Origin of the sequence: Aeromicrobium sp. Root344 (assembly GCF_001425755.1) — a bacterium.
Classification (GTDB): Bacteria; Actinomycetota; Actinomycetes; order Propionibacteriales; family Nocardioidaceae; genus Aeromicrobium.
The window spans coordinates 2,817,075-2,829,747 of sequence record NZ_LMDH01000001.1 but is presented as its reverse complement, the minus strand read 5'-3'; the positions used below and the strand labels follow the sequence as shown (position 1 = coordinate 2,829,747).

At 67.9% G+C, this 12,673-nt stretch carries 12 protein-coding genes; 6 read left to right on the top strand and 6 right to left on the bottom strand.

Going from position 1 to position 12,673, the window contains the following annotated elements:
- Window position 1: 1 nt before the first annotated feature.
- Window positions 2-655, bottom strand: coding sequence for an NADPH-dependent F420 reductase (locus ASC61_RS13935; RefSeq protein WP_056212863.1), 654 nt, complete (start codon window positions 653-655; stop codon window positions 2-4).
- Window positions 652-1,062: a nucleoside-diphosphate kinase gene (ndk, locus tag ASC61_RS13930; protein WP_056212861.1), complete on the bottom strand. Its 411-nt coding sequence runs from the start codon at window positions 1,060-1,062 to the stop codon at window positions 652-654. Before ndk ends, ASC61_RS13935 begins: the two co-directional genes overlap by 4 nt.
- A 108-nt stretch (window positions 1,063-1,170) precedes the next feature.
- On the opposite strand from ndk, the gene ASC61_RS13925 reads away from it, so the two are divergent.
- From ASC61_RS13925 to ASC61_RS13905, 5 genes are all read left to right on the top strand, one after another.
- Window positions 1,171-2,823, top strand: coding sequence for a glycoside hydrolase family 13 protein (locus ASC61_RS13925; protein ID WP_056212859.1), 1,653 nt, complete (start codon window positions 1,171-1,173; stop codon window positions 2,821-2,823).
- Between the two features lie 158 nt (window positions 2,824-2,981).
- Entirely contained in the window at window positions 2,982-4,241 is a 1,260-nt protein-coding gene (locus tag ASC61_RS13920) for an extracellular solute-binding protein (RefSeq protein ID WP_056212857.1), read from the top strand.
- Entirely contained in the window at window positions 4,238-5,176 is a 939-nt protein-coding gene (locus ASC61_RS13915) for a carbohydrate ABC transporter permease (protein ID WP_056212855.1), read from the top strand. The genes ASC61_RS13920 and ASC61_RS13915 overlap by 4 nt, the downstream gene beginning before the upstream one ends.
- 1 nt (window position 5,177) lies before the next feature.
- On the top strand, window positions 5,178-6,023 hold the full coding sequence (locus ASC61_RS13910; RefSeq protein ID WP_056212853.1) for a carbohydrate ABC transporter permease: 846 nt from the start codon (window positions 5,178-5,180) through the stop codon (window positions 6,021-6,023).
- Window positions 6,024-6,026: 3 nt separating this feature from the next.
- Window positions 6,027-7,190 carry an ABC transporter ATP-binding protein gene (locus ASC61_RS13905; protein WP_056212851.1) on the top strand — a complete coding sequence of 388 codons (1,164 nt, stop codon included), beginning with the start codon at window positions 6,027-6,029 and terminating at the stop codon, window positions 7,188-7,190.
- 1 nt (window position 7,191) lies between these two features.
- Here ASC61_RS13905 and ASC61_RS13900 read toward each other — a convergent pair whose 3' ends face one another.
- From ASC61_RS13900 to ASC61_RS13885, 4 genes are read right to left on the bottom strand one after another with little or no spacing between them, the layout of a single operon-like run.
- Window positions 7,192-8,046 carry a ParB N-terminal domain-containing protein gene (locus ASC61_RS13900; RefSeq protein WP_200935457.1) on the bottom strand — a complete coding sequence of 285 codons (855 nt, stop codon included), beginning with the start codon at window positions 8,044-8,046 and terminating at the stop codon, window positions 7,192-7,194.
- 1 nt (window position 8,047) lies between these two features.
- Window positions 8,048-8,674 (bottom strand): metallophosphoesterase family protein, encoded by a 627-nt coding sequence (locus ASC61_RS13895; protein WP_082530671.1) that lies wholly within the window; start codon window positions 8,672-8,674, stop codon window positions 8,048-8,050.
- Window positions 8,675-8,713: 39 nt separating this feature from the next.
- Window positions 8,714-9,055, bottom strand: a complete 342-nt coding sequence (locus ASC61_RS13890; protein ID WP_056212847.1) for a DUF4233 domain-containing protein — start codon at window positions 9,053-9,055, stop codon at window positions 8,714-8,716.
- Window positions 9,052-10,389 carry a bifunctional folylpolyglutamate synthase/dihydrofolate synthase gene (locus ASC61_RS13885; RefSeq protein WP_056212845.1) on the bottom strand — a complete coding sequence of 446 codons (1,338 nt, stop codon included), beginning with the start codon at window positions 10,387-10,389 and terminating at the stop codon, window positions 9,052-9,054. The genes ASC61_RS13890 and ASC61_RS13885 overlap by 4 nt, the downstream gene beginning before the upstream one ends.
- A gap of 129 nt (window positions 10,390-10,518) precedes the next feature.
- Between ASC61_RS13885 and ASC61_RS13880 the strand changes: the two genes are divergently transcribed.
- The gene (locus tag ASC61_RS13880) at window positions 10,519-12,636 is read left to right on the top strand and encodes an MMPL family transporter (protein ID WP_056212843.1); all 2,118 of its coding nucleotides are present in this window, start codon (window positions 10,519-10,521) and stop codon (window positions 12,634-12,636) included.
- Window positions 12,637-12,673 lie beyond the last annotated feature (37 nt).

Here is a 12,673-nt window from a genome sequence, read left to right as displayed (position 1 = left end):
CTCAGCCGGAGTTGATCGCCCAGTTGAAACGCGGGGCGTCGGAGCCGCGCGCGATCGTCACCCGCATCCACAGCGACATCGTCATCTCCACCGCGGCAGCCGTGTCGATGCCGCCGAGATCGATGATCTGCACCGGCCGCCAGCCCAGCAGCGCGAGGAGCTCGCGGGCCTGATCCTTCGCCGCGGCGTCGTCGCCGCTCAGGAACACGACGTGGTCACCCTCGACGATCGAGGGGTCCACCATCACGGTGCAGTTCATGGTGTTGAGCGACTTCACCACCCGCAGGTCGGGGAACGCCGCCTGGATGCGCTGGCCCAACGAGTCGTCGGTCGACGCCAGCGGCTTCGGGTAGCCACCCTCGACGGGTTGCAGCTCGTTGGACACGTCGATGAGGGTCTTGCCGGCGAGCGCCCCGGCACCGACGCTCTCGAGCGCGGCGATCGAGTGCAGGCCGTTCGTCGCGTTGACGATGACCGCGGCGTGAGCGACCGCATCGGCGAACGAGCCCGTGCGCACGCCGAGCGCGGCAACCGGCTCCAGGCTCGGGGACTCGGCCGTGCGTGCGCCGACCAGGACGTCGACGCCCAGCTCGGCAAGCCGTGCCGCGAACGTACGGCCGACGACGCCGGTGCCGAGCACCCCGATCGAGGTCATGACAGCTCGGGGAACCAGAGGTCGATCTCGCGCTTGGCCGACTCCTCGGAGTCCGAGGCGTGCACGAGGTTCTCGCGGTTCGACAGCGAGAGGTCGCCGCGAATCGTGCCAGGCGCCGCCTGGCGACCGTCGGTGACGCCGTTGAGCAGGCGTACGACCGCGATCGCCTCGTCGCCCTCGAGCACGAGCGCGACGAGCGGACCGGAGATCGCGAACTCGCGAAGCGGCGGGTACCACGGCTGCTCGACGTGCTCTGCGTAGTGGGCATCGGCCTGGGCGGCGTCGATCGTCCGCTGCTCGAGCGCCACGATCGTCAGGCCCTTGGCCTCGAACCGGGACAGGATCTGGCCGGTCAGGCCGCGGCGTACGGCGTCGGGCTTGATCAGGACGAGGGTGCGTTGCGACATGGCCAAAACCTATCCTGCGACGCATCTCGCTCCCGACGTGGACGCCCCAACCGCCCCTGCGTACGTTCGTCAGGTGGAGGGCCACAACGGCGCCTCGGAGGGAGACGCATGGGCGAGCAGTGGTGGCGCGACGCAGTGATCTACCAGATCTACCCACGGTCGTGGGCGGACTCTGACGGCGACGGGATCGGCGACCTGCCCGGCATCACGGCCCGGCTCCCCCACCTCGCTGATCTGGGCGTCGACGCCGTGTGGCTCTCGCCGTTCTACACCTCGCCCCAGCACGATGCGGGATACGACGTCGCCGACTATCGCGACGTCGACCCGCTCTTCGGCGACCTGGCGGCGTTCGACGCGCTCGTGGCTCGCGCACACGAGCTCGGGCTGCGGGTCATCGTCGACATCGTGCCCAACCACTCGTCGAGCGAGCACCCCTGGTTCCAGGCCGCGCTCGCCGCCGAACCCGGCAGCACAGAGCGAGCGCGCTACATCTTCCGCGAGGGCCGCGACGGCGGAGACCAGCCGCCCAACAACTGGCAGAGCCTGTTCGGCGGACCGGCCTGGACCCGGGTCACGGAGCCGGACGGTTCCCTCGGCCAGTGGTACCTGCACCTGTTCGACACGAGCCAGCCCGACTTCGACTGGACCAACCCCGAGGTGTGCACGGAGCTCGAGGACGTCCTGCGGTTCTGGCTCGACCGGGGCGTCGACGGGTTCCGGATCGACGTCGCGCACGGTCTGGTCAAGGCCGACGGACTGCCCGACAGCGAGCACGACCAGTGGTCCGAGCCCACGGCGCTCGCCCCCATGTGGGACCAACCCGGGGTCCACGAGATCTACCGAAGCTGGCGACGGATCACCGACTCGTCCGCCGTCGAGGGCCAGGACGCCGACCGCATCCTGTGCGCCGAGGCGTGGGTACTGCCGGCGGAGGCGCTCGCGAAGTACGTCCGCGAGGACGAGCTCCACCAGTCGTTCAACTTCGAGTACCTCATGACGCCGTGGCTGGCCGACGACCAACGCCGGACGATCACCCACTCGCTGGCCCAGGCCGAGGCGGTCGGGGCGCCCCAGACCTGGGTGCTGTCCAACCACGACGTCGTACGACATGCGAGCCGACTCGGCTACCCGCAGCAGCCCGGCCTCCACCGCGTCGGCGGCATCGGTGCCGACGACCCGCAGCCGGACGCCGGGCTGGGACTGCGTCGCGCCCGAGCCGCGACGGCGGTCATGCTTGCCCTGCCGGGCTCGGCCTACCTGTTCCAGGGCGAGGAGCTGGGCCTGCCGGAAGCAACTCGGCTGCCGGACGAGGCGCGCCAGGACCCGACCTTCGCACGTACGGAGGGCGCGTCCAAGGGGCGCGACGGCTGCCGCGTCCCGGTGCCGTGGGAGGCCGACGCTCCCTCGTACGGATTCGGGCCCGCCGACCGCGCCTGGCTCCCCCAGCCATCGGAATACGAGGCGCTCGCGGCGGATCAGCAGCGCGGCGTGCCCGGGTCGACGCTCGAGCTCTACCGCACGCTGCTCGCACTCCGGCAGGCCCTGCGGCTGGGCCGGGGAAGGTTGACGTGGCTGGACGGCTTCCCTGACACGGTCCTGGCGTTCACGGTGGCGTCCACGGCCGGTCAGGTCACCGTGCTGGCCAACCTCGGTGGCGCTCCGATGGCCCTTCCCGACGGCGCCACGGTCCTCGCCTCGAGCCAGCCGCTCGAGCCCGGAGCCCCACTCGGCACCGATGAGACGGTCTGGCTCACTCTCTGAGGTGCTCCCGGTTGCGCTCCCCCAAGGAGGCGGATACGTTCAACTCGTCCCTGTGACGGGCATCACGTGCTGGTCACGAGCGGGATCGGGTTGGGGGAGGAATGGCCGTACGTTCTGTTCGACGAGTGGTTGCCGGTTGTGCTGCGGCGGCGCTGTCCATGAGTGTGCTGGCCGCCTGCGGAAGTGGCAGCGGCGGCAAGGCGACGCTCAACTGGTACATCAATCCTGACGGGCAGGTCACGCTCAACAAGCTCGCCAAGGACTGCAGCACCAGCAAGTACGACATCAAGATCCAGCTGCTCCCGGCCAGCGCGACCGACCAGCGCACTCAGCTCGCCCGACGCCTGGCCGCCAAGGACAGCTCGACCGACCTGATGAGTCTCGACCCGGTCTTCGTGCCCGAGTTCGCCAACGCCGAGTGGCTCGCCCCGTTCGAGGGTGATCAGGCCGACAAGGTCCTCGACGACGACGTCCTCAAGGGCGCCGCCGAGACCGTCAAGTGGGACGACAAGGTCGTCGCAGCCCCACAATGGGCCAACACCCAAGTGCTCTGGTACCGCCGTTCGCTCGCCGACAAGGCCGGTCTCGACATGACCAAGCCGGTCACCTGGGACCAGGTCATCAAGGCCGCCGGCGACAATGGCGGAACCGTCGGCGTCCAGGCCAACAAGTACGAGGCCTACGTCGTGTGGATCAACGCCCTGATCCAGGGTGCGGGCGGCAACATCCTCGACCCGTCGACGGTCGAGAAGGGCCGTGACGCCAAGGTCACGATCGACTCCAAGGCCGGCAAGGACGCCGCAGCCGTCATCCGAGAACTTGCCAAGTCCCCGGCCGCGCAGCCCGACTTCACGACGTCCAACGAGGGCACGAGCCTCGGGCAGATGTTCCCCGCCAAGGGATCTGGCGAGTTCATGACCAACTGGACGTTCGTCTACAAGAACTACGAAGGACTGATCGGCAAGCCCGGCGGCCCGGCGGACAAGAAGGGATTCAAGGACCTCGGCTGGGTGCGCTATCCCCAGACGGTCGCGGGCGAGGAGTCCAAGCCCCCGATCGGTGGCATCGACATCGGCGTCGGCGCCTACTCCAAGCACCTCGACTACGCCAAGGCCGCCGCCGTCTGCGTGACCAACGCCGATGCGCAGACGCAGCTGGCGGTCAACGAGGGCCTGATGCCGTCGCGCCAGTCGGTGTACGACTCGCAAGCCCTCAAGAAGGCTTACCCTGCCGACCTGTTGACGTTGTTCAGCCAGAGCGTGGACCAGGGCGGACCGCGCCCCAAGAGCGCGTTCTACAGCCAGATCTCGAGCGCGATCCAGTCGAGATGGCACTCGCCCACCGCGGTCGGGCCCGGCACACCCAAGAAGTCCGCTGACTTCTTGTCGGCCATCCTCAAGGGAAAGGCGCTCCTGTGAGTACGACGTACATACAGAACGCGGCTCCGGAACAATCGCCGGCGGTCGATTCAGACCGGTCCCGCGCCGAGAACTCGTTGGCGCGCAAGCTCGTGGCGCCGGCTCTGGTGCTGATGCTGCTGGTCACGGCATTTCCGATGCTGCGAGCCCTCTACCTGTCGATGTTCGACTACTCGCTCACAGCGCCCGACGACAAGGAGTTCGTCGGGTTCCAGAACTACGTGACTGCCTTGACTGACTGGCTCTTCTGGCGCGACACCTTCACCACGGTCTTCATCATGATCGTCACGGTCGCCTTCGAGCTCGTCATCGGCTTCGCGTTCGCGATGGTCATGCACAAGGTCATCTTCGCCCGCGGCGTCATCCGCACGTCGATCCTGATCCCGTACGGCGTCATCACGGTCGTGTCGGGCTTCGCCTGGCAGTTCGCGTTCTCCTACCAGAACGGGTTCGTCAACAGCTGGTTGCCGTTCATCGACACCGACTTCAACTGGTTCGCGGAACGGAACTCCTCGCTCATCGCGATCATGGCGTCGGAGATCTGGAAGACCACCCCGTTCATGTCGCTGCTCCTGCTGGCCGGACTGGCCCAGGTGTCCAATGACATGCTCGAGGCCGCGAGGGTCGACGGAGCCACGTGGTGGCAGCGGCTCTACAAGGTCATCCTGCCCAACATGCGAGCGGCGATCATGGTCGCCGTCCTGTTCCGAGCCCTCGACGCCTATCGCATCTTCGACAACATCTTCGTGATGACCGCCGGAGCCAACAAGACCGAGTCCATCTCGTTCCTGACCTATCGGCAGGTGATCGAGCAGTTCCAGCTCGGCATCGGCTCGGCCCTTTCGGTGCTGCTGTTCCTGTCGGTGCTTGTCATCGCCTTCTTGATCGTCAAGCTCTTCAAGGTCGATCTCGCCGACGCACGGCAGGAGAACTGACATGCAGACCGACGTGAAGTCCAAGATCGGCACCGCTCTCGGTGTGGCCGTGATCCTGGCATGGTGCCTGCTCCCGGTCGTGTGGATCATCTCCCTGTCGTTCAAGTCGCAGGCGGCGGTCACCAATGGCAGCCCCGGCTTCTTCCCCTCCGACGGCGGCGGCGCAGGGTGGCAGAACTACAAGGACGTGCTGCACAACGGCCAGTTCAAGCACGCCATCGTCAACTCGATCGGCATCTCGCTGATCGCCACGCTCCTGTCGGTCATCATCGCCACGCTCGCCGCCTACGCGATTGCCCGCCTGGAGTTCAAGGGCAAGAAGTTCGTGCTGACCACGGCCCTGGTGATCGCGATGTTCCCGGTCGTCTCGCTGGTCGGACCGCTGTTCGACATGTGGCGCACGTTCCACCTCTACGACACCTGGCTGGGCCTGATCATCCCCTACATGTCCTTCACGCTGCCGCTGGCGATCTGGACCCTGTCGGCGTTCTTCCGCGAGATCCCGTGGGAGATGGAGCAGGCCGCCCAGGTCGACGGTGCCACTGCGTGGCAGGCGTTCCGCAAGGTCATCGTCCCGCTGGCGGCGCCCGGCGTCTTCACCGCGGCGATCCTCACGTTCTTCTTCGCGTGGAACGACTTCGTCTTCGGCATCTCGCTCACGTCGACCGAACGTGCGCGACCCATCCCGGCCGCCCTGTCGTTCTTCGTCGGTCAAGACCCGTTCAACCGGCCGGCGTCGCTGCTGGCCGCGGGCGCCGTGGTCGCCACGGTCCCCATCGTCGTCCTCGTCCTGTTCTTCCAGCGCAAGATCGTCGCCGGCCTGACCGCCGGCGCAGTGAAGGGTTGATCCATGGCTGCCATCGAGATGAAAAACATCGTCAAGAAGTACGGCGACGGCTTCCCGGCCGTCAACGACGTCAGCATCGACGTCGCCGACGGCGAGTTCATGATCCTGGTCGGACCGTCCGGCTGCGGGAAGTCGACGCTGCTGCGGATGATCGTCGGCCTCGAGGACATCACGTCGGGCGACATGATCATCGGCGGCAACCGGGTCAACGACCTCGCGCCCCGCGACCGCAACCTGTCGATGGTGTTCCAGAACTACGCGCTCTACCCGCACCTCACGGTCTACGAGAACATCGCCTTCCCGCTCCGGCTGGCCAAGATGAGCAACAAGGAGATCGACGAGAAGGTCCGCGACGCCAGCAAGACGCTCGATCTCGACGAGCACCTGCAGCGCAAGCCCGGCAACCTCTCGGGTGGCCAGCGCCAGCGCGTCGCGATGGGTCGCGCGATCGTGCGTGAGGCCAAGGCGTTCCTGTTCGACGAGCCGCTGTCCAACCTCGACGCCAAGCTCCGCGGCCAGATGCGCACCGAGATCGCACGCCTGCAGAAGCGTCTTGGCATCACGACGGTCTACGTCACGCACGACCAGACCGAGGCCATGACGCTCGGCGACCGGGTTGCCGTCATGAAGCGCGGCGTCCTGCAGCAGCTCGCCAGTCCCCGCGAGCTCTACGAACAGCCGGTCAACCTGTTCGTGGCCGGGTTCATCGGCTCACCTCCGATGAACTTCCTGCCCGCGACGGTCGAGGGCGACCAGGTCACGTTGCCGTTCGGCACGTTCTCGATCCCGAGCGCCAAGGCCGAGAAGACCGCCGGCAAGGGCCTGCTGATGGCCGGCATCCGCCCCGAGCACTTCGAGGACGTCTCGGTGATCCAGTCCGGCAACGTCGACACGTCACGTACGTTCAGGGCGCACATCGACGTCCGTGAGTGGCTCGGCGACCAGCAGTACGCCTACGTGCCCTACGAGGCCGAGGCCGAGGTGCAGGCGCAGCTCAAGGAGCTCGCCCGCGAGGCCGACAGCGACTCGCTGCGCACACAGCTCGTCGTCTCGCTCGACTCCGACAGCAAGGTCACCGAGGACGACGACGCCACGCTGTTCATCGACACCGACAAGATGCACCTGTTCGACCCGTCGACCGGCGAGAACCTCACCGTCGGGTTGTGACTCAGCGGCGCTTCTTGCCCTTGCGGCGGACGGCGTCCATGATCTCGGCGTCCCACGCGTGGTCGCGGATCAGCCGATAACGCTCCCCCGCGACCCGCAGATAGGCCTCGGCCGGGCGCTCGTCGTCGCCGCGCACCCCGGCCTCCTCGATCAGCTGCACCACGGGCGCGAACTCCTCGGCGTACCAGCGTGCGGCCATCGTGCGCTTGTCCATGTAGGTGCCCTCGGCGTGCATCGTGCGGGTCGCCCACGCCTCGACCGTCTCGGCGATGACGCCGTACGCGAACGGGTCGTCCACGGCCACGGCCGCGCGCGCCTCACCCGTGAACGGCACCCGCTGCAGCATGATCCGCCGCCAGTACTTGAGCTCGAGGTCGGACCGCGCGCCGATGCCGACCGGCGCCAGGAACGTCTCGATCGCGGTGACGCGCGCCTCGATCACCTCGAGCTTGAGGCTGCGCGCGACCGATACGCGGTGATGCCCGTCGCGTACGAAGTAGTAGTCACCGATCTGGTAGACGTCGATCGGCGGGATGACCTCGCCGGTGCGGCTGGCCCGTGACAGTCGCTCCCAGCGCTGACGGCTCACCGCCGAGGTGGGCCGGAACCGGCGATCGAAGTCGCGCATCTTGTCGACGGACCCGACGATCGCGTCGAGCGGGATGACCTTGATGCCGAGGTAGTGCTCGGCGCGCCGACCGAGGGCCTCCACCACCTCGTCGAACGACAGCGACTGGACCACGTCGTCGGTGTCGTTGCGCAGCCGTGCCGCCAGTCCCGAGAGGAACTGGTGCCGCCTCGCCCGCATGAAGTCACTCTCGGCGTCCACGCGTGGCGAGCCCGAGTCACGCATCACGTCAGCCCCGCCTCCCCGGCCCGGCGACCGCGGGCGCCGATGCCGGCTCGATCTCGATGACCTGCCATGGGATGACGTTGCGGATCGTCGTGGGTCCGAGCTGCCGGTCGGGCTTGTGCATCCCGTACGGGTGGATGTGGCCGTGCAGGTGCCACGCGGGCCGCAAGGCCTCGAGGACACCGTGCAGCGCGGAGATGCCGACGTGCGGCCCGTCAGGCTCGTCGCCCAGCCCCAGCGGCGGCGCGTGCGTCAGGAGCACGTCGACGGGCCCGCCGGCTCGAGCACTCTTGAGGAGCTTGGCGGCGCGCCGGTCGTACTCCTTCTGGGTGTACTGGTGCAGCCCGCGGTTGTAGACGACGCAACCCCCGAGGCCAGCGACGCGCAGGCCGCCGACCGTGGCGACCCGACCGTCGAGGTCCACGAATCCGCGAGGCCCCTTGCCGCCGGCTGTGCTGGGGTCGTGGTTGCCCGGGACGTACGCCCCCGGCGCGTCGACGAGTGAGATGAGCGACTCGAGATAGCCCCAGGGCAGGTCACCCGCGGCGACGACGAGGTCGACCTGCAGGTCGCGCATCCGCGACTCCATCGCGGGGACCTCTTCGTCGGCGACCGCCAACACGCGCACCATGTCCTCGACACTAGCGCGGGACGGGGTTGCTGACACGCCTCAGGCGTCGCCGGCCTCGCGGGCCCAGCGGGCCTTGTCCTCCTCGATGCGCCGACCCACGAAATAGGCGCCGAACCACAGCGCCGCGAAGATCGCGCCGACGAAGAACATCACCGTGACGAGGAATCCCAGCGCGATCGCGCCGACCTGGATCGCGTGCCCGATGACGTACGCCTGGGGGCGGCGCAGCGCGCCCGCGGTCAGGATGCAGAGCAGGGCGAGGCCGAGGCCCGAGACCAGCGCCACCGGCTTGCTGACGTCCTCGACCGAGATCATCACGGGGACGGCGAGCGCCAGGATGACGGCCTCGAGGGTCAGCATCGCCGAGCACATGCCCCTCATGAAGGCGTCCCCCCGAACAGCACTCGCGCCTCCCCGACGGTGATGACCGAACCGGTGATGAGCACGCCGCCGCTGCCGATCGCGTCCTCGTTGCCCTCCGCGGAGTCGGCCATGGCCACGGCCCGCTCGATCGCGTCGTCGAGCCGCGGCACGAGGATGACGCGCTCGGCGCCGAAGATGTCCTCGGCCATCTCGGCCAGCTCCGCTGCGGGCATCGATCGAGGGGTGCTGTTCTGGGTGCAGACGATCTCGGCCATGACGGGCTCGAACCGGCGCAGCATCTCCTCGACGTCCTTGTCCGCCATGACGCCGACGACGCCGATCAGGGGGCTGAACGTGAACGCGTCCTGCACGGCCTCGACCGTCGCCTCAGCACCGTGCGGGTTGTGCGCCGCGTCGAGCAGCACGGTGGGGCTGCGGCGTACGACCTCCAGCCGGCCCGGCGAGGTGACCTGGGCGAATGCCTCGCGCACGAGGTCGGGGTCGAGCTCCTTGGTGCCGGTGAAAGCCTCGACGGCCGCCAAGGCGTACGCCGCGTTGTGCGCCTGGTGCGCTCCGTGCAACGGCAGGAAGATGTCGGAGTAGGCCGACGCAACGCCCTGCAGGTCGATCTGCTGGCCGCCGACCGCCGTCGTGCGGTGGTTGACGCCGAAGTCGACGCCCTCGCGCAACGCGATCGCACCGACGTCGACCGCGCGACGCATCAGGACGTCCATCACGGCGTCCTCCTGCTGCGCGACGACGACGTGGGAGCCGGGCTTGATGATGCCGGCCTTCTCGACCGCGATGATCTCGGGACGGTCGCCGAGGTAGCGCTCGTGGTCGACGCCGATCGGCGTGATGACCGCGACCTGGCCGTCGGCGACGTTGGTCGCGTCCCACGACCCGCCCATGCCGACCTCGATCACCGCTGCGTCGACCGGCGCGTCGGCGAAAGCCGCGAACGCCATGGCGGTGATCATCTCGAAGTACGAGAGCGGGTGCTCCGACGAGTCGTCGACGATCTGGGCGTACGCGGCGACGTCGGCGAACGCGTCGACGAACAGCTCCTCGGACAGCGGCACGCCGTCGAGACAGATGCGCTCGGTCATCGACTGCAGGTGGGGACTCGTGAACCGGCCCGTGCGCAGGTCGAGGGCCCGCAGGAGCGTGTCGACCATGCGACTCGTCGAGGTCTTGCCGTTGGTGCCGGTGAGGTGGATGACCGGATAGGCACGCTGCGGATCTCCGAGGAGTCGGCAGATGGCGGCGATCCGGTCGAGGGACGGCTCGAGACGTGTCTCGGGCCACCGGCCGAGGAGCGCGCGCTCGACCTCCGCGTAGGTGACTGTCATCGTCGTCCATTGTCGCAGGACATCAGGGGACGATCAGGGGCACCACCTATGTCACATTTGTCGGTGCATTACGTCATGATGTTGTCACCGTGTCTCGCGTCCCGATCGGACGCTCACCCGAGGAGAACTATGAACCGCCAGATCGCGGGCTGGATCGCCCACCGCTGGGCCAAGTGGGTCACTTTGGTCGTCTCACTCATCTTCATCGCCGTCATGGCGATCCTGGGATTCAAGCTCACCAGCATCCAGGAGAACGACATCGGGTCGTGGCTTCCTGGCGATGCCGAGTCGACGCAGGTCATCAACAAGTCCGAGGCATTCTCGGACCCCAACAGCGCCCCCGCGGTCGTGCTCTACGTCCGCGACTCCGGCATCACGCCGGCTGACCTGGCCAAGGCCAAGGCCGACGCGGCGGCGTTCGCCGACGTCAAGCTGGTCGACAAGGACGTCGTCGGTCCGATCCCGTCCAAGGACGGCAAGGCGCTCCAGGTCATCCCGACGATCACGATGGACGAGGATGGCTGGGACAAGCTGCCCGATGCCGTCAAGGACATCCGCAAGGTCGCCGAGAAGGACTCCAACGGGCTGGACGTCAAGATCGCCGGTCCGGCCGCACTGGGCGCTGACCAGGCCAAGGCGTTCGCGGGCATCGACGGCATCCTGCTGTTCTCCGCACTGGGCGTCGTCGTGATCCTGCTGCTGCTGACCTACCGCAGCCCCGTGCTGTGGCTGATCCCGTTGCTCTGCGGCGTCGCGAGCGTCCTGACTGCCCAGGGCTTCGTCTACCTCCTGGCCAAGGGCTTCGGCCTCACGGTCAACGGACAGAGCGCGGCGATCCTGAGCATCCTGACCTTGGGTGCCGGCATCGACTACGCCTTGCTGCTCGTGGCCCGCTATCGCGAGGAGCTGCGCCACTACTCCGACCGTCACGAGGCGATGGCGCACGCCCTGCACCGCGCCGGACCGGCCATCATCGCCAGCGGTGCGACCGTGATCATCGGCCTGCTGTGCCTGATGTTCGCCCAGATGAACTCGACCAGCAGCCTCGGTCCGGTGACCGCGGCGGGCATCGTCATGGCACTCCTGATGATGATGGTCCTGCTGCCCGCTCTGCTGGTGATCTTCGGCCGCTGGGTGTTCTGGCCGTTCATCCCGCACTTCGGCGACCCGGAGCGCAACGAGTCCGGCATCTGGGGCCGGGTCGGTCGCGGCATCTCCAAGAAGCCCCGGTTCGTCTGGATCGTCACGGCCATGATCCTCGGCGGCTTCTCGCTGGGCATCTTCCAGCTCGATGCCAACGGCATGAGCAACGCCGACAGCTTCACCAAGACCCAGCCGTCGATCACGGCTGACAAGGAGCTGGCCAAGCACTTCGACGGCGGAGCCGGCTCGCCGGTTGCGGTCATCACCAAGGCTGATCACGCAGATGCCGTCAAGACGGCGTTCGCGTCGGTCGACGGCATCGACCCGGCCAGTGTCGAGGTCAAGGGCACCGGCAAGGGCGTCGCCTACCTCGAAGGCACGCTGACGTCGGCGCCGGACTCCACCCAGGCGTTCGACACGGTCGACCGGGTCCGCGACGCGGTGCACAAGGTGCCTGGCGCCGACGCACTGGTCGGCGGCAACACGGCGGTCAACAAGGACGTGCAGTCGGCGTCCGCGGCTGACAACAAGCTGATCATCCCGATCGTCCTGGTCGCGGTGTTCCTCATCCTGGCGCTCCTGTTGAGGGCGTTGACGGCGCCGTTGATCCTGCTCGGCACCGTGGTGCTGTCGTTCGGTGCGGCCCTGGGCATCGGTGCGCTCGTGTTCCGGCACGTGTTCGACTTCGCCGGCGCGGACTCCTCGTTCCCGTTGTTCGCGTTCGTGTTCCTGGTGGCGCTGGGCATCGACTACAACATCTTCCTCATGACGCGAGTCAGGGAGGAGTCGTTGCGGCACGGCACCCGACGAGGAGCGTTGATCGGCCTCGGCGCCACGGGCGGCGTGATCACCTCGGCCGGCCTGGTGCTGGCCGGCACGTTCGCGGCGCTGGGCTCGATCCCGATCGTGTTCCTCGCGGAGCTCGGCTTCACGGTCGCGGTCGGTGTCCTGCTCGACACGATCATCGTGCGTTCGGTGCTCGTGACGGCGCTCAACCTGGACATCGGCCGGCACATCTGGTGGCCCAGCAAGCTGGCCCACAAGGAGGACGTCCCGGTCAGCCCGGCAGGTGACGACGTCATCAAGTCCCCGGTGGGGGCCTAGCACCCGCACGTCGGCGTCGCGGGTCACCTCGGTGGCC